The sequence below is a fragment of the Synechococcus sp. OH30 genome (assembly GCF_047462175.1).
In the GTDB taxonomy this organism is placed as follows: domain Bacteria; phylum Cyanobacteriota; class Cyanobacteriia; order Thermostichales; family Thermostichaceae; genus Thermostichus.
On the sequence record NZ_JANSIP010000001.1, the window covers coordinates 262,967 to 278,948 of the forward strand.

General features: G+C 60.1%; 15 protein-coding genes. 8 read left to right on the plus strand and 7 right to left on the minus strand.

The genetic code is table 11. The features are described from left to right. The first annotated feature begins 134 nt into the window (after window positions 1–134). The 4 genes from glpX (at window position 135) to typA (ending at window position 5,507) form a co-directional block, all read left to right on the plus strand. Window positions 135–1,178: a class II fructose-bisphosphatase gene (glpX, locus tag NW830_RS01340; protein ID WP_414360054.1), complete on the plus strand. Its 1,044-nt coding sequence runs from the start codon at window positions 135–137 to the stop codon at window positions 1,176–1,178. A gap of 309 nt (window positions 1,179–1,487) precedes the next feature. Further along, window positions 1,488–2,783, plus strand: a complete 1,296-nt coding sequence (locus tag NW830_RS01345; protein ID WP_414404520.1) for a glutamyl-tRNA reductase — start codon at window positions 1,488–1,490, stop codon at window positions 2,781–2,783. A gap of 344 nt (window positions 2,784–3,127) precedes the next feature. Continuing rightward, window positions 3,128–3,235: a photosystem II reaction center protein Ycf12/Psb30 gene (psb30, locus tag NW830_RS01350; RefSeq protein WP_414359612.1), complete on the plus strand. Its 108-nt coding sequence runs from the start codon at window positions 3,128–3,130 to the stop codon at window positions 3,233–3,235. Between the two features lie 454 nt (window positions 3,236–3,689). Beyond that, complete coding sequence (gene typA, locus NW830_RS01355; RefSeq protein ID WP_414404521.1) at window positions 3,690–5,507, plus strand: translational GTPase TypA; 1,818 nt, start codon at window positions 3,690–3,692, stop codon at window positions 5,505–5,507. Window positions 5,508–5,515: 8 nt separating this feature from the next. Here typA and NW830_RS01360 read toward each other — a convergent pair whose 3' ends face one another. The 3 genes from NW830_RS01360 to NW830_RS01370 all read right to left on the minus strand — a co-directional run bounded on the left by NW830_RS01360 (window position 5,516) and on the right by NW830_RS01370 (window position 9,570). Beyond that, entirely contained in the window at window positions 5,516–7,642 is a 2,127-nt protein-coding gene (locus NW830_RS01360) for a M48 family metalloprotease (RefSeq protein ID WP_414404522.1), read from the minus strand. A gap of 36 nt (window positions 7,643–7,678) precedes the next feature. After that, window positions 7,679–8,995, minus strand: coding sequence for a competence/damage-inducible protein A (locus tag NW830_RS01365; protein WP_414404523.1), 1,317 nt, complete (start codon window positions 8,993–8,995; stop codon window positions 7,679–7,681). Window positions 8,996–9,075: 80 nt separating this feature from the next. Then, entirely contained in the window at window positions 9,076–9,570 is a 495-nt protein-coding gene (locus tag NW830_RS01370) for an N-acetyltransferase family protein (protein WP_414404524.1), read from the minus strand. A 425-nt stretch (window positions 9,571–9,995) separates the two neighbouring features. Between NW830_RS01370 and NW830_RS01375 the strand changes: the two genes are divergently transcribed. Next, on the plus strand, window positions 9,996–11,078 hold the full coding sequence (locus tag NW830_RS01375) for an Mrp/NBP35 family ATP-binding protein (protein ID WP_414403112.1): 1,083 nt from the start codon (window positions 9,996–9,998) through the stop codon (window positions 11,076–11,078). On the opposite strand, the gene NW830_RS01380 is transcribed toward NW830_RS01375, so the two are convergent. The 4 genes from NW830_RS01380 to cysE form a co-directional block, all read right to left on the minus strand. Further along, window positions 11,075–11,437 carry a hypothetical protein gene (locus NW830_RS01380; RefSeq protein ID WP_414359603.1) on the minus strand — a complete coding sequence of 121 codons (363 nt, stop codon included), beginning with the start codon at window positions 11,435–11,437 and terminating at the stop codon, window positions 11,075–11,077. The genes NW830_RS01375 and NW830_RS01380 overlap by 4 nt on opposite strands. A 47-nt stretch (window positions 11,438–11,484) precedes the next feature. Further along, entirely contained in the window at window positions 11,485–13,374 is a 1,890-nt protein-coding gene (locus NW830_RS01385) for a BamA/TamA family outer membrane protein (protein ID WP_414404525.1), read from the minus strand. Window positions 13,375–13,518: 144 nt separating this feature from the next. Then, window positions 13,519–13,695, minus strand: coding sequence for a hypothetical protein (locus NW830_RS01390; protein WP_414404526.1), 177 nt, complete (start codon window positions 13,693–13,695; stop codon window positions 13,519–13,521). Between the two features lie 320 nt (window positions 13,696–14,015). Continuing rightward, window positions 14,016–14,798, minus strand: a complete 783-nt coding sequence (gene cysE, locus NW830_RS01395) for a serine O-acetyltransferase (protein WP_414359599.1) — start codon at window positions 14,796–14,798, stop codon at window positions 14,016–14,018. A gap of 144 nt (window positions 14,799–14,942) precedes the next feature. Here cysE and grxD point away from each other — a divergent pair, with 144 nt between their 5' ends. Genes grxD through NW830_RS01410 form a run of 3 tightly spaced genes read left to right on the plus strand, consistent with a single transcriptional unit; the run spans window position 14,943 to window position 15,965 of the window. Continuing rightward, window positions 14,943–15,284, plus strand: coding sequence for a Grx4 family monothiol glutaredoxin (grxD, locus tag NW830_RS01400; RefSeq protein WP_414359597.1), 342 nt, complete (start codon window positions 14,943–14,945; stop codon window positions 15,282–15,284). Window positions 15,285–15,289: 5 nt separating this feature from the next. Continuing rightward, on the plus strand, window positions 15,290–15,604 hold the full coding sequence (locus NW830_RS01405; protein ID WP_414359596.1) for a BolA family protein: 315 nt from the start codon (window positions 15,290–15,292) through the stop codon (window positions 15,602–15,604). Between the two features lie 10 nt (window positions 15,605–15,614). After that, window positions 15,615–15,965: a phage holin family protein gene (locus NW830_RS01410; RefSeq protein ID WP_414359595.1), complete on the plus strand. Its 351-nt coding sequence runs from the start codon at window positions 15,615–15,617 to the stop codon at window positions 15,963–15,965. The last annotated feature ends 17 nt before the right edge of the window (window positions 15,966–15,982 follow it).

Consider the following 15,982-nt stretch of genomic DNA (forward strand, 5'->3'; position numbering starts at 1 on the left):
TTGCGCTTGGCTTTTGGCAATTTCTTTCCTCAGGTTAGGGAAGCGGGTCTCGAGAAGAAGCCTACCCTGGTAAACTGGGGGAGAGTCTGCTGAAGTTGGCCTTCATCGTTCCGAAAGACCAAGGGGGGCATACCGTGGACAAGAAGTTGGGGCTCGAGATCATTGAAGTGGTGGAACAGGCTGCCATTGCCGCCGCCCGCTGGATGGGCAAGGGGGACAACAAGGCCGCTGACCAGGCAGCGGTGGAGGCTATGCGGGAGAAATTAAATCAGATCCCCATGCGCGGTCGAATTGTCATTGGGGAGGGAACTCGCGATGAGGCCCCCATGCTCTACATCGGGGAAGAGGTGGGCCTCTGTACCCGCCCGGACGCCGAGCAGTTCTACCGCGCGGAAGAGCTGGTGGAGATTGATATTGCTGTGGATCCCTGCGAGGGCACTAACCTCGTGGCCAAAGGCCAGAACGGCTCTATGGCTGTGCTGGCCATTTCCGAGAAAGGTGGCCTTCTCAACGCCCCCGACATCTACATGCAAAAACTCGCGGCCCCGCCCCAGGCCAAGGGCAAAGTCCACCTTGACTATCCGCCAGAAAAGAATCTCAAGATCATTGCCGAAAGCCTGGGTCGGGAGGTGGCGGATCTAACCGTGGTGGTTATGGATCGCAAGCGCCACGTCGATCTCATTCGCCAGATCCGCGAGGCGGGGGCACGAGTAAAGTTAATTACCGATGGCGACCTCTCGGCAGCCCTTTCGGTGGCCTTCAACGGCACGGGTATCCATGCCCTGATGGGGATCGGAGCAGCTCCTGAGGGAGTGATCTCAGCAGCCGCCCTGCGCTGCCTAGGCGCCCACTTCCAAGGGCGGCTAATCTACGATCCCGAAGTGGTACAGGCAGGCACCTACCTGCCACCGGTAGAAGAGACTCGGCGAGAGCTGAAAGAAAAGGGCATTGAGGATCCCGATAAGGTATGGGAGTGTGAGGAGCTAGCCAGTGGCAAAGAGCTGCTCTTTGCTGCCACCGGTATCACTGATGGGGATCTAGTGCGGGGCGTGCGCTTCTTCGGGGGTGGGGCTCGCACGGAAACGCTGGTGATTTCTAGCCAATCCCGCACGGTGCGCTTTGTGGATACCATCCACCTGAAGGAAGGCGAGCACCCCCCTGCCCTACAACTGCGCTGAGGTCTCCTCTGCTGGATCTTCGTGATAAGGGCGGCTTTCCCCTGGGAAGGTCGCCCTTTTGCCTGGGAGAACGTTAAAAAATCTATCAAGGCCGACCCGGAAAAAACGTAATAACTCTTCAGCAAAATTCGGCAAAACCGATCCGATACTGGTCTTAGGGTTTAGGTAGGCTGAGAAAAGTTACCTAAGCTTGCCGCAGCCAAGACAGGTAAGACGCTTTGCTTGGGTTTGAGGCTGCTTTTGTTTGCGGGCGAATTTTTCCTTTGTTTGGAGATTTAATAATCGTTGGTCTAGAGACAACGGAGAGGCATGTTTATCGCGGTTGTCGGTCTTAGCCATCGCACAGCTCCTGTGGAGATCCGGGAGCGCCTCAGTATCGCGGACGCGGAGGTGGGAGGGAGGATCCAGCAGCTCCTTGCCTACCCCCACATTGAGGAAGCAGCAATCCTCAGCACCTGTAACCGGCTGGAGGTCTACATCGTTACCCCAGAAACAGAAAGTGGAGTGCGGCAGACGATGCAGTTTTTGGCGGAGGCAAAGGGGATCCCCCTGCCCCAGCTGCGTCCCCACCTGTTTACCCTGCTCTACCAAGATGCGGTGACCCACTTGATGCGGGTGGCTGCCGGGCTGGAGAGCTTGGTGTTGGGGGAAGGGCAGATCCTGTCGCAAGTGAAAAAAGCACAGCAACTGGGCCAGGCCTGCAACGGCATGGATCGCATCCTCAACCGCCTCTTCAAGGCGGCCATCACTGCCGGCAAGCGCGTCCGCACGGAGACAGGGATCGGCACCGGCGCCATGTCCATTAGCTCGGCAGCCGTGGAGCTGGCGCTGCAAGAGCAGGGTTCCCTCTCCCAGGGCAAGATTACAGTGGTGGGGGCAGGGAAAATGGCCCGGCTGCTGGTGCAGCACCTCTTGGCCAAGGGGGCGGTGGACATCACAGTAGTCAACCGCTCCTTGGAGCGGGCAGAAGCGCTAGCCAAGCAATTTGAGCAGCCCATTCAAGTCCTGCCGTGGGAGTCGCTGCTAGGCAGCGTGGCAGAGTCCAATCTGGTCTTCACCAGCACCGCTGCCACCCAGCCCATCCTCACCTACGCGCAACTGGTGGAAGTGCTGCAGCCAGATCAGCCGCTGCTGTTGGTGGATATCTCCGTGCCCCGCAACATTGATCCCGGGGTGGAAAAGCTAAGAGGGGTACGGTTGTTCAACGTGGATCACCTCTCCCGCATCGTGGAAGAAAACCGTGCCCAACGGCAAAAGCTGGCCGCGGCTGCCGAAGCGTTGATAGAGGAAGAGGTAGAGCAGTTTATGGAGTGGTGGCGTTCCCTAGAGACGGTGCCCACCATTTCCAGCCTGCGCCACAAGGTGGAGTCTATCCGGGAGCAGGAAATGAAGAAAGCTCTCTCCCGCTTGGGCAAGGACTTTGCCGAGAAGCACCTGGAGGTTATTGACGCCCTCACTCGCGGCATCGTCAACAAGATTCTGCACGACCCCATGGTGCAACTGCGGGCCAAGCGGGACATCGAGGCGCGGCGGAAGGCCATGCAAATTTTGCAGGAACTGTTTAACCTCGAGCCAATCCCCTTTCAGGCTCAGCAGGAGCGCTAGGTTTTATCTCTAGGCCAAAGCGAGCCCCACCCCAGACTCGCTGGGTAACCCTCTGTCCCGCTAGCGCAATTAGTGTGGGGTGGAAAAGCCCGTTCGCGTTAGCAGGACGTAGTCCTTGAGCAACTGGAGTCGCTTGCCAAGGCTATAATTGCTCCTAAGCAAGCACCTACCCCGGTGAAAGACCCGGACAGTGCTAAAAGCCAGTACGTAAGCGGAACCTGGAGACTGGGGAACCGTCAAGGGGCGTCTTGACAACGCCTTTACGAGTCCCTCTGGGGGCTGCGTAAGAATCCCCCGACGCTAGTCGGTGGGAGTGTCAAAGGTAGGCTACAAGATTTGGGGTTATGTTTGGACAATACGAAGTGTTTGTGCAGTTGCTGCTGCTGGCGATGATTGTCCTGGCAGGGCCGGCGGTCATCCTGGTGCTCTACCTGCGCGGGGCTGATATGTGAGGCAAGGGTTGGCCAGCGGGGTGGGGCACGCTCTAGCGGGGCTGGTGATCCTATGCTCCCTGGGATGGATCCCAGAAGCAGAGCTTGCTAGTCCCCTCCTGTAGTGCGGGGTGGAAAAGCCCCTCGGCAACTTTAGCTGCCAACCAAAGATGCAGCTTGCTAGTTGTAGCTACAGCTGGCCAGCCAGCTTCTTGGAGGCAAACAACCCGACCGGTGGCAAACCTCTGGGCGGGTCTTAGGCGAGAAAGAGGGGGCTCCGGCCTAATTTGCTAAAGTAAGCAGAACCTTGGGACTTTGCCCTAGGGAGGTGGTTAGGAGCCGCTTGACAACGCCTTTTCGCTTGAGGACTCCCTAAAAATCCCCCGAGCTGGCGGGAGTTTCAATTCTTTGCGCTAGAGTTGTAGAGGCACCCCCAGGAAGAGCTGGGGGTGAGTTTTTCCACGAATTGACGGCTATGCCGATCCCTATCCGCAACGTTGCTATCATTGCCCACGTTGACCACGGCAAAACCACACTTGTGGATGCCCTGCTGCGCCAGGCAGGAGCCCTACGGGCACGAGAGGACACTCCCCCCTGCGTGCTGGATTGCAATGCCCTAGAGCGGGAGCGGGGCATCACCATCCTGGCAAAGAATACTGCCGTTCGCTATGGCGAAACCCTGATCAACATCGTCGATACCCCCGGTCACGCTGACTTTGGCGGGGAGGTAGAGCGGGTGCTAGGCATGGTGGAAGGCTGTCTGCTGATTGTGGATGCTAACGAAGGCCCAATGCCTCAGACCCGCTTTGTACTGCGCAAGGCGTTGGAAAAGGGCTTGCGACCAATCGTGGTGGTCAACAAAATTGACCGGCCCCATGCCGAGCCCTACAAGGTCATTGACAAGGTGTTAGATCTGTTTTTGGAACTAGGCGCTGACGAAGACCAGTGCGACTTTCCCTACCTATTTGCCTCGGGTCTGCAGGGCTTTGCCCTGGAAGAAGCCAACCTCAAAGCCTTCCTCGAGGGCAACTACAGCGGCCCTCTGGACATGAGGCCCCTCTTTGAGGCCATCCTCAAGTACGTCCCGCCACCCATTGGGGATCCCACCAAGCCGCTGCAACTCCAGGTGACGACGCTGGAGTACTCGGAATACTTGGGTCGGATTGTGATTGGCAAGATCCACAATGGCACCATTCGGGTCGGGGATCAGTTGGCGGTGGTCAAGGAAGATGGGTCGATTGCCAAGGGCAAGGTAACCAAGCTCTTTGGCTTCCAGGGGCTGGAGCGCATTGAGCTGACAGAGGCTAGTGCCGGCCACATCGTTGCCGTGGCGGGGTTTGCCGAGGCCCACATTGGCCACACCCTCACCTCACCAGAAAACCCCCAGGCCTTGCCCCTCATCAAAGTGGATGAGCCCACGCTGCAGGTGAGGATCTGTGTCAACGACTCTCCCTTTGCTGGGCAAGAGGGGACGTTTGTAACCTCACGGCAACTGCGCGAACGCCTGCTGCGGGAGCTGGAGACCAATGTGGTGCTGCGGGTGGAAGAGACTGACTCCCCGGATTGCTTCTTGGTTTCGGGGCGAGGCGAACTGCACCTGGGCATTTTGCTAGAAACCATGCGGCGGGAGGGCTACGAGTTCCAGGTTGGCCAGCCGAAGGTGATTTTCCGCGAAGTGAACGGCCAGCCCTACGAGCCTTATGAGCTTTTGGTGCTGGATGTGCCAGAAGCAACGGTGGGCGCCTGCATCGAACGGCTGGGCGAGCGGCGGGGAGAGATGCAGGACCTAAGGGTAGGCGCAGATGGGCGGGCCCAGTTGGAATTCGTCATCCCGGCGCGAGGGCTCATTGGCTTCCGCAGCGAGTTCGTCCGCATCACCCGCGGGGAGGGGATCATGAGCCACAGCTTTTTGGAGTACCGTCCTCTCACCACAGGGCTGGAGACCCGCCGCAATGGCGTGCTCATTGCTTTTGAAGAGGGAGTAGCCACTGCCTACGCCCTGAAGAATGCGGAGGACCGAGGTGTATTCTTCATTAAGCCAGGCACCCGCGTTTACAAGGGCATGATTGTGGGTGAGCACAACCGACCCCAGGACTTGGAGTTGAATGTTTGCAAGACGAAACACCTAACAAACCATCGCTCCTCAACTGGAGAGGAGCTGGTACAGCTGCAGCCACCGGTGGAGATGACCCTAGAGCGAGCCTTGGAATACATTGGCGAAGACGAGCTGGTGGAGGTCACACCCCAGTCGGTGCGGCTGCGCAAGGCCCAGTTGGTGCCCTCCCGCCGCTAGGCAGCTCACTACCGCCTAAAATAAGAGGCCAAGTTGGGGAAATAAAAGGCCCCCCAAATCCCCAGCAAGACAACTCCCAAGCCCAACAAAGCCAGCCACAGACGAGGACGGCTGTGGAGCTGCTGGGATCCCGCCTGGACGTAGGCCAAATCCACCCAGGCAGTGTTGCCGCGGCGGAACCAGCCCACCACCTTGACCTGCTGGCCCATGAGGGCACGGAGGGGCTTTAGGCCGGAAAAGACATTGCCCACCGGTCCTAGGGGAGAGGTAAAGCGCAGGGGGATCAGGCCGGTGGCATCCTGTAGCTTTAGCTCTGCCCCCAGTTGATAGCCGGCTTGTCCCAAGCCCAGCAGCTCCCCTTCCAGCTCCACTGGCTGACTGCGGCAGGGATCTGCCTCGGGATCAGCCAGCAAGCTGAGCACGTCAGCTGGCTGGGGCGACAGGGATCCGCGGTACATCAACGCCGCCTTGGCCCACAGTCCCACGCCATAGCCCACCATCGCGGCCGCGGCAATAACCTTGGGATCGAGGCGATTTTGCAGCGCTAGGTAGAGGATCAGCCCCCCCAGCCAGCCAATCACCATCCCAACCACTTCAGCAGCATAGATAGCCAGATCCAACCAGAAGCGAGCCTTTGGAGGAGCCACTTCCTCCGTTGGCTGAACTAGGCTTAGCTCGGGCAAAAGGCGCAGCCGCTGGGCATATTCCCCCAAAACCTGGAAGCGCCGCCCCAGCAGGGGATGGCTGGAATTGAGCTGCATCCAGCGGGCCCAGGGGTTAAGCTGATCCCAGCGGAAGAGCTGGCTGGCTTGGGCGGGATCCGGAAGGCGGACAGCGGCGCTGGCGGCAGCGGTGGTTTTGAAGTCCAAGAAGCTGAACAGTCGGGTGCAGTGCAGCAGCGAAGATGGGCGGCGGTCGTTTTTGTGGGCCTCCTGCAGGCCGGCAGCTGACTTGAGCAGGGCGGCCATCAGCCCGTTGGGGTTGCCCGTCGCCTCTACCGCGAAGTGATCGGCGTGGGAGGTGCCCAGGCGAGAAAGGAAAAACAGGGGGTAGGAAAGCACCGTGTAGATGAGGTAGAGCAGGGGGGCCACATGCCCGATGAGATCCCGCCGTTGCCTTCCCAGTTGGCTCACCTGCTCCAGAGCCAAGTAAACCAGTTGAACGGGGGATCCCAGCAGAGTCAGGATCAGGATATCGCCGTTGACGATCCGCCCCAGCGCCTGGGCATAGACAGCGGCAATCTCGTCCGGGGCAAGCTGCTGCAAGAGAGCCTGGGTGACCACGATGCGGCCGCCATCAGGGAAAGTGCCGTAAACAAACGCCAGTGGCCCCCCTTCCGGGATCACCCCCAGGCGGGGTTGTTTCAGTTGTTTTTGGGCGCAGAGGCGCTGCAGCAGGCGGGTCGCCTCAGGGCTGTGGCGCTCGATTTCCCCCAGGCTGGCCCAACGCAACTTGTGCAGCCGCCGGTGCAGCTGATCCATAAGCCAGGGGGCAAAAAAGAGAAGGCCCACCCCAAAGTTAACCGCCAGGCTACCGGCCACTAGCCAGCGCAAGCCGTTGCGCAGCCAGGGCAGCAACCCCTGCAAAAACCAAAGCTGCCGCGGAAAACTCAGCCGCCCAAAATCCAGGTGGCTGCCCACCAGCAAAAAACTCAACCCCCAGAGGAAGAGGATGCCCACCCCCAGGGATCCCCACTTGGCCCACGCCAGGGATCCCGCCTGCACCGGCAAGGGGATCCTCCCCCCTAATGGAGCAGCCCGTTGGCGGGGGGAGACCAGCTGAGCTTTAGGAAGGGGCTCTGGAGGAGGGCCTTGTTCCCTAGGTGGAGAAGCAACGGGTTTTTCTGGGGCGGGCAGGCGGGGCAGGATTTTTTGGGCCCAGCCCCGCGCCTGGGGATCCGGATGCTGCAGCAGTTCTAGACAGAGGGCCCGCGCCTTCTCGGCCTGGCCCGCCAGATGGTAGGCCCGCACCAGGTTCATCTGGGCCTCCAGGACTTGGCTGTCGGAGGAGCCTGCCGGGCTCCCCTCTGCTTTGCCCTCCTGACGGAACTGGGCCAAGTAGTCCTCAAGAAGTTGGATGGCCTCTTGAAAGCGGCCCTGCCGCAGGGCCTCCTTGCCCGCCTCCGCAGGATTCATCAACCTGCTCCAAGTCTGCCTGCTCCCCCAGCTTACTCAAGGATCTGGACGCTCAGGAGTAGATCCCTCCGAAAGGGGGTAACGGAGCAAGCGCCGCCGCAGGCAATCTAGCGCCGTCTGGGCGCTCCACCAGCGCACGCCCTCGCGGCCCCGCAGGCTGCCGAAGCGGTACTCGTGGACTTCCACTTTCCCCTCCGGGTCGGCCAAGCCCAGATAGACAAGACCAACTGGCTTGGTGGGGGTACCCCCCTCTGGCCCAGCAATGCCGGTAATGCTTAGGGCCCAGTCGGAGCCAAAAACCTGTTTGGCCCCCAGCGCCATCTGAGCCGCCACCGGCTCGCTCACAGCCCCGTGCTGCCGCAGGGTCTCTGGATCTACCCGCAAAAGCTGCTCCTTGAAGCGGTTGTCATAGGCAACAATGCCGCCCAGGAAGTAGCGCGAGCTGCCCGGGATCCCGGTTACCAACTGCCCCAGGAGGCCACCGGTGCAGGATTCTGCCACCGCTAGGGTTTGCCGCCGCTGCAAGAGTAGCTCCCCCACCACGCTGGCCAAGGTGGCCTCGTCGCTGCCGAAGTAGTCTTCTCCAGACACCCGTAAAATCTGCTCCACCACCGGGGCAATCAATGCTTCCGCCGCCTCGCGCGTGGGGGCACGTCCGGTAATCCGCAGGCGCACCTCTCCCTGACCAGCGTAGGGAGCGACCGTGGGATTTTCCCCCGCCAGCCAGGGGGCCACCCGCTCGGCCAAAGTCGATTCAGGAATGCCCCAGTAGCGCAACACGCGGCTGTAGAACACCTCCTTGCCCCAGCCCAGGGAGCGCAAATAGGGTACAGCCGTCTCCTGCCACATGCGCTGCATCTCCTGCGGCACGCCGGGAAAAGTAAGGATGTGCAGGTTGGGGCGGGGCTGCCAAATGAGGCCGCAGGCGCTACCCAGGGGGTTGGGCAGGATGGTTGCCCCCTGAGGCAGAAAAGCCTGCTTGCGGTTACTGGGCGAGGGCACAAGGCCCCGCTGCCCGTACTTTCGCAAAATCTCCTCCCAGAGCTGGGGGTGCTCCACCATCTCTACTCCAAAAAAGGAGGCTAGCGCCGCGTGGGTCAGATCATCCGGGGTTGGCCCCAGCCCTCCTGTAATTAAAAGCAGGCTGGAGCGGTTGCAGGCCACCTCCAAAGCATGGTGGATGCGGGCTTCGTTGTCCCCCACCACCGTTTGGTAGTAGTGCGGGATCCCCAGCTTGGCCAACTCGGCTGCCAGGTATTGGGCGTTGGTGTTGGTGATCTCTCCCAAGAGTAGCTCTGTGCCAATGCAGAGGATCTCAGCCCCTTGGGGAGTGACGGTTTGCGTTGGGCTCATGCTCGGCTCAACCTCGGCTCAGCCGCTAAGTATAGAGGTCTAGGCTCCCCTTTCGCGCAGGGATCCCTAGGATCTCTTGCTCAAGAGGGGTAGGGATCCTTGGCCAGCCGAGCCAAAGCTTCCAGCTCAGCACCCACCACGCGGTGCAGGATCCACTCCGGATGTGGCTTGGCACCCAGGCGCCGGTAGAACTCAATTGCTGGCTGGTTCCAGTCCAAAACCCTCCACTCCAGCCGCCCATATCCTTTGGCCACTGCCTCCTGGGCCACCCGCGCCAAGAGCGCCTTGCCAATGCCCCTGCCGCGAAACTCCGGCAACACAAACAAGTCTTCCAGGTAGATCCCCGGTCGGGTGAGGAAGGTGGAAAAGTTGCGAAAGTAGAGGGCAAACCCCACCACCTGCTCCTCTACCTCCGCTACCAACGCTGAAACAAAGGCCTCCGGGCCAAACAAATGGTGCCGCAATAGCTCGGCGGATCCCGTTACCAGGTGGCTCAGGTGCTCGTACTCGGCCAAAGCGCAGATGAGATCAAACAGAACGGGCACATCCTCAGGCGTGGCAGGACGAATTTCCATACTTTTGCCCGGCTCCACCCACCCTTTTCCTGGACCATCGGCACGGGACAGACTCCAGCTTATTCTTTTTCCCGGGGGTTGGGGACATTGTGCAGGGGGAGCAGCGACAGAATCCCAGAGGGTTAACAGCCCAGGGCAAATAGCAGCAGGAGGGATCCCAGGCCGAGGTGGGCTGCCGCTCAGGGGAGAGAGTGGCTCTTTGCCAGCAGAGGGATCAACGGGGCCAAGCATGTGAGTCCCAACCACAACCCGACTCCTGCGATCAGCGCTTGCACCATTGCCCTCCTCCGTCGGCCAGAGCCAGCCTAGGCCAGTCGGCTACAGCGTTGGCAGACAGTTTCGCAACTGCCCTGCTCAGCCAGCGAAGACCCTGGAGAAAAACCGACTAGAGTGAAAAATAGAGCCGTTACCTCATTTTTGATGCCATGACCACCTCTACCCTCGATGCTGCCGCCATCCTTGAGGCGTTGCGCCCGGTTCAAGATCCGGAGCTGCGCCGCAGCCTGGTGGAACTGAACATGATCCGCGACATTCGCGTCGAGCCGGAGCGGGTGGCTTTTACTCTGGTGCTGACGACACCAGCTTGCCCCTTGCGGGAGTTCATCGTCGAGGAATGCAAGGCTGCCATCCGCCGCCTGGCTCCCATTGAAACCATCGAGGTCACCGTTACAGCAGAAACTCCCCGCTCGCCCTCGCTGCCGGATCGCCAGTCTGTCCCCGGCGTGCGCAACATCATCGCCATCTCCAGCGGCAAGGGGGGGGTGGGCAAAACCTCCGTAGCGGTGAACGTAGCTGTGGCGCTGGCCCAGAGCGGAGCGCGGGTGGGGCTGCTGGATGCGGATATTTACGGCCCCAACGTGCCCCTGATGCTGGGGCTGCAGGATTGCTCTCTATTGGTGCGCAAGCGGCAAGATGGCAGCGAAGAGATCCTCCCCCTGGAGAACTACGGCGTCAAGATGGTGTCGATGGGTCTCTTGGTGGGGCGGGATCAGCCGGTGATCTGGCGGGGGCCGATGCTCAACGGTGTTATCCGCCAATTCCTCTACCAGGTGCAGTGGGGGGAGCTGGACTATCTCATCGTGGACATGCCCCCCGGCACCGGGGATGCGCAATTGACCCTAGCTCAAGCGGTGCCGCTGGCGGGAGCCGTGATCGTCACCACGCCGCAGTCGGTGGCCCTGCTGGATAGCCGCAAGGGCTTGAACATGTTTCGCCAGTTGGGGGTGCCCATCCTTGGCATTGTCGAGAACATGAGCTACTTCATTCCGCCTGACCTACCGGATCGCCAGTACGATATCTTCGGCTCAGCCGGCGGAGAAACTACGGCCCGCGAGCTAGGGATCCCACTGCTGGGGCGGATCCCGTTAGAGATTGCCCTGCGCCAGGGGGGAGATGCGGGCAGGCCCATTGTCGTCGACCAACCCGAGTCGGCCTCGGCCCAGGCGCTGCGTCAGATTGCCAAAACCCTGGCGGGCCGAGTCTCCATGGTAGCTCTTGGGGCTAGCTAGAAGCGCTCGACTTCTACTAGCGATACCCCAAAGCGGCGCCCTGCCACCGAGATCCCCTCCTGGGCCCTGCCACGCACAGTTACCGTGCTGTTCATGGCCGGCAGCCCCTTGTTGGTGATGACCCAGAGGGAGCCACTAGGGTCCTGGATCTCGTACACCCCCTGGCCAAACACACCTATCTGGTTGACCACACGACCGCGGACGTATACGTCAGTGTAGCGAGCAGGATTTTGTTCGATCTGGGCAATGGGGGTTGTGCCAATGCCTAGCCGTGCCAGTTGTCCACACCCACCTAGGGCTAGGCTGAGGCAGAGCAAGAGCAGCAAGGAGCCCCCGCGTAAGGATTGGCTAGGGTGCATGGGTTCTTTCCTCACAAGTGCTGCTCCCACCATATCCCACCGCCAAGTTAGAACTTCTCCCCAATGCCAAAGTGCAGTTGAGGTCGGCCGGCCTCTCCTTGGCCAACGGCGTAGTCAATGCGCAGCGGCCCCAGGGGAGATTGGATGCGAATGCCAGCTCCCAGACCTAAACCGCTGCCCGGCTTGTTGCGCGCTGCCGCCGGATTGCCGATAACTGCTGCACCGCTACCTAGATCCGTGCCGTAGTCAGCAAAAACCACTACCCCCACCGGGTCGAAAAGAGGAAAGCGCAGCTCCGCTGTTGCGGTGGCAAAGCTGCGGCCGGAGCCAACGCCGCCTTCAAAAAATCCCCGCACGGAGTTGCCTCCACCAATGGGGAAAGCGTCGTAGGGAGCCAAGTCGCCAAGGGTGGTGCCCGCCCGCACGTCAAAAGCCAGCACCTGCGGCCGCTCACTGCGCGTTTCAAATAGCTTGACGGGAATGAACTGGCTGTAGCTGGCTTCGAGGCGGTTGGCGTTCAGGCCATTCGCAAACAAACGTACCGACTGTTCGGTAGAGAGGCGAAAGACGGATCCCTGGCTGGGGCTGTTGGGGTTGTCGCGGCTGTCGTGGATAAGGCCAAACCGCAAGGTGGTGTAGCTGTCTTGGCCGCTGGCACTAAAGGTAATGGGGTTGCCCAGCACATCAAAGCGCTCCTGTTCGCCGTTGCTGTTGCGGGCTTCCACAAATTGGATGCGGGTGCCCAAGCTGGCCCGCCAATTGCCCCCAATCGGACGCGAGAAGGTGACGCTGCCACCCAGCCGGTTGATGCGCACGGGATCCCCGTTGGGCAGAGTCAATCCCTCGTTGAAAACAAAGCTGGAGCTCTGCTGGTTGGAGATATTGATGCTGTAGGAGGTGGGGATCTCCAGCGTAGCGATGCGGGGATCGGTGAAGTTCAAATCAAACAGAGTTTCATTGGTGCCTACCTGAACATTAAAGCTGGCCTTTTGGTTGTTGCCGCCCAAGTTTTCTTCCGAGACGCTAAGGCCAGCGAAGACCCCCGTGGCCGAGCTGACGCCGAGGGTGCCGCTCAAGGTGCCGGTGCGGCGCTCTTCCACGTTCACCACCACCACGACTTTGTTGGGATCCCGACCGGGGTTAAGCCCCACATTCACGTCCTGAAAAAGGTTGAGGTTGAAAACTGCCTGCAGATCCTGCTGAATTTGGTTGCGGTTAAACACATCCCCCGGCTTGGTCTTTAACTCGCGGGTGATAATGAAGTCGCGGGTTTTGGTGTTGCCCTGCACGCGAATGTCCTCGATCTCCCCTTCGGCAATTTCTAGGGTGAGGGTGCCATCTTCGGAGGAGCGCACATCTGTCACTTTGGCCAGTACGTAGCCCTTGTCAGCATACCACTGCTCAATCTCGGCCACTGCTGCCTGCAGCTTGCCAAAGTTGAGCACCCGCCCTTCTTGGTCGGCAAAGGCCTTCTGGAGCACCTCCGGATCCAAAACTTTTGCCCCTTCGGTGCGCACGGCTTTGAGGATGGGGTTGGGCTTGACCTCAAAGGTAACTCGCACTCCCAAGGGGGTATCGGAGGGCACCGCTCGGACATCGGCAAAGAAACCAGTGGCAAACACGGCGTTGATGTCTTCCCGCAGTTGGGAACGAGTGGAGACCTCGCCGGCGCGGGTGCGGATAACTTTGTAAACCTGCTCAATCAGCTCTGGGTCGTCGGTACCCTCGACCACCACCTCTGCCACCAAAACTTCTGGCTCGCTGGCGGCGGGGGTAGGTGTGGGGGTGGGTTGGGCGGGGGTGTCGCCACTGGTGCGCAGATCCAGGCTGTCCGGCGGGGGAGCTGATTGCGCCCAAGCCGCCACTCCTGCCAGCAGCCCCATCCCACAAGCAAGCCCTGCAGCAAGCTGGAGTTTCAGTTGCCTGGAACGGTTCATGGGGATCCCTCGCCCACCACAAAGATATTGAAGAGCTGGGCCAAGAGTGCCAGTGGGGAACCATTGGCCTGAATTATACTACCAACCCCCATTCATAGCGGATCCGGGTCTTGGCACGAACCCAATGGCAAAAGCAGCCTCTTTTTATGGCAGGCGCAGGGATCCCTGGCAGCGCTGGCCACAACCCTGCGGCTCGGCTGCCTCGGCGGCCAAGTTGGCCTGGGAGTTGAGGATAAGGATTGTGATGGGGGCAGGGGGAGGTGAGGGGCTGCGGCGCCAACCCCACCTGCCAGCGTAGGGCTGCGTTGGGGGGTTGGGCACGACGAAGACAATGTTTTGTAGGACGTTGCTTTGTAGAGGGGTGGCGCTGTTCTGTCTTTTGCTGCGGCAGAAGCGTCTGGGCCAGAGCGGCTGGAGCTAGGCCTAGGCAGAGCAGAGCTGCTACCCCAGAGAGGGGTTTGGCCGGCATCATCACCGTTTTCCCCGTAGAGCCGAGATGCTAGCACCCTAGCTCGCCCTGCTGAAATGGCTCCACCCCTTTGCCGCAAAAAGGGTTACGCAACAGAGCAAGCTTCTCCCCTGCGCCTGAGGAAGCTGCGAACGCTGCCCTTTTAAACTTACGCCTTGCGGATACTGCCGAGCTAGTCACCCGCCCCTGAACTCTCTTGCTGGGCCCGCTCCCGCTCTTGGCTAAGACGGGCCACCTGGGCTTCCAGCTCTTGAATGCGGTGCAACAGCTGCTCGATTGCCCGTCCCACCGGGTCAGGCATGAGGTGGTGATCGAGGTCGATGCCATGGGCAGGGATGCGGCGTTGATGGGGTGGGATAACGGCCCGGCCCGGGATCCCTACCACTGTCATCCCCGGAGGCACATCGTGGATCACCACTGCGTTGGCTCCAATGCGGGCTCTGGCACCAATGCGAACTGGCCCCAGGATCTTCGCCCCTGTGCCCACGATCACCCCATCTTCCAGGGTGGGATGCCGTTTACCTTTTGTCCAAGAGGTGCCCCCCAGGGTAACGCCGTGATAGAGGGTAACATCGTCGCCAATTTCCGCTGTCTCCCCGATCACCACACCACAGCCATGGTCGATGAAAAAGCGCCGCCCAATCCGGGCTGCCGGGTGAATTTCAATCAGGGTAAAGGAGCGGGAAATGAAGCTAATCAACCGAGCCAGCAGGAAGCAGCGCCGCTGCCACAGCCAATGGGCAATGCGGTGTAGAAACAGAGCGTGTACCCCTGGGTAGGTGAGGATAACCTCCCAGCGGTTGCGCGCCGCTGGATCCCGCTCAAAGACACAGTCAACATCTTCCCAAAATTGCTGCCAAAACCCCAGCTTTGTCTTTGGCTGCTTAGAAGGGGGAGCCTCACTCCTGTCTGCTTGGGGGCTTTCTGCCGCCGACTGCTTGGCCTCGGTCAGCATGAACGGCCTCCGATAGGGAACCTCCACTTCTCCCCTTCTAGCACTTTTTGCTGCCAGTGGGGGGATCCCTGCTAGCCTCCACCTGCTTGACAGCAGCTAGACTAGACCAATGAAATACTGGTGTTGCTCGACCAGCAGACGGCCATGCTAGACCCCCTTTTGGAAGAGAAGATCCGCGAGCAAATCCGCACCCACAAGGTACTGATCTACATGAAGGGCACCCCAGAAATGCCCCAATGTGGGTTTTCCTACACAGCTGTGCGCATTTTGGACAGCTTGGGCTTTCCCTACACGGCAATTAACGTGCTGGAGGACCCGGAAATTCGCCAGGGGATCAAGGTGTTTTCCAACTGGCCAACCATTCCACAAATCTACATCAACGGGCAGTTTATTGGCGGCTGTGACATCCTCCAGGAAATGCATGCCCGCAACGAGTTGCGCCCCCTAGTGGAAGCAGCTTTTGCCCAGGCTGACAGTCAACCTTAAAACCCATGCTCACCGCAGATGGTTTGCGGCAGCTCCTAGCTGAAAAGCTGCAAGCTCTTTACGTCCACGTGGAGGACGAGTCCCACCGCCATGCAGGCCATGGAGGCGGGCAACAGGGATCGGGAGGGCACTACCGCGTGCAGGTGGTATCCCCTCTTTTTACTGGCAAAACTTCTTTGCAACGGCATCGCCTGGTGTACGCCGCCCTGGCTGAGGAGATGGGGCAGAGCATCCATGCCTTGGCCCTGCAGACGTACAGTCCCGAGGAGCGGCCGGATCTAGGTAGCATAGAGGGCAAAATGGCTGCCCCAGCGGGGTAAGGGAGGAAGCATGGCATCTCTTTTGGCCACCTGGTTAATGTCGGCCTTGAGCGTGATGATTTTGGCTTGGCTGTTGCCCGGGATCCACGTCTCCGGATTTGGGGGTGCCTTGGTAGCGGCGCTAGCCATTGGTCTGGTCAATAGCTTAGTGAAGCCATTGCTGCAGTTGATCACCCTACCGCTTACCATCTTCACCCTGGGCTTGTTTTCGCTCATTTTGAACGCTATTTGCTTGCTCATTGCCGACAAGCTTGCTGGTGATGCTTTCAAGATCGACAACTTTGGCTGGGCCCTGCTTGGTGCAATTGCCCTCTCCATCATTAGCAGCTGGGTTCGGAGCATTTTTGAACAGGCTGCTTAGTTTCCCTAAGCAGCAGA

What these genes read in the sequence shown, in the direction of transcription:
- NW830_RS01345 (WP_414404520.1), top strand. Translation starts at nt 1,488, where the DNA reads ATGTTTATCGCGGTTGTCGGTCTTAGCCATCGCACAGCTCCTGTGGAG.
- psb30 (WP_414359612.1), top strand. Translation starts at nt 3,128, where the DNA reads ATGTTTGGACAATACGAAGTGTTTGTGCAGTTGCTGCTGCTGGCGATG.
- typA (WP_414404521.1), top strand. Translation starts at nt 3,690, where the DNA reads ATGCCGATCCCTATCCGCAACGTTGCTATCATTGCCCACGTTGACCAC.
- NW830_RS01360 (WP_414404522.1), bottom strand. Translation starts at nt 7,642, where the DNA reads ATGAATCCTGCGGAGGCGGGCAAGGAGGCCCTGCGGCAGGGCCGCTTT.
- NW830_RS01365 (WP_414404523.1), bottom strand. Translation starts at nt 8,995, where the DNA reads ATGAGCCCAACGCAAACCGTCACTCCCCAAGGGGCTGAGATCCTCTGC.
- NW830_RS01370 (WP_414404524.1), bottom strand. Translation starts at nt 9,570, where the DNA reads ATGGAAATTCGTCCTGCCACGCCTGAGGATGTGCCCGTTCTGTTTGAT.
- NW830_RS01375 (WP_414403112.1), top strand. Translation starts at nt 9,996, where the DNA reads ATGACCACCTCTACCCTCGATGCTGCCGCCATCCTTGAGGCGTTGCGC.
- NW830_RS01380 (WP_414359603.1), bottom strand. Translation starts at nt 11,437, where the DNA reads ATGCACCCTAGCCAATCCTTACGCGGGGGCTCCTTGCTGCTCTTGCTC.
- NW830_RS01385 (WP_414404525.1), bottom strand. Translation starts at nt 13,374, where the DNA reads ATGAACCGTTCCAGGCAACTGAAACTCCAGCTTGCTGCAGGGCTTGCT.
- cysE (WP_414359599.1), bottom strand. Translation starts at nt 14,798, where the DNA reads ATGCTGACCGAGGCCAAGCAGTCGGCGGCAGAAAGCCCCCAAGCAGAC.
- grxD (WP_414359597.1), top strand. Translation starts at nt 14,943, where the DNA reads ATGCTAGACCCCCTTTTGGAAGAGAAGATCCGCGAGCAAATCCGCACC.
- NW830_RS01405 (WP_414359596.1), top strand. Translation starts at nt 15,290, where the DNA reads ATGCTCACCGCAGATGGTTTGCGGCAGCTCCTAGCTGAAAAGCTGCAA.
- NW830_RS01410 (WP_414359595.1), top strand. Translation starts at nt 15,615, where the DNA reads ATGGCATCTCTTTTGGCCACCTGGTTAATGTCGGCCTTGAGCGTGATG.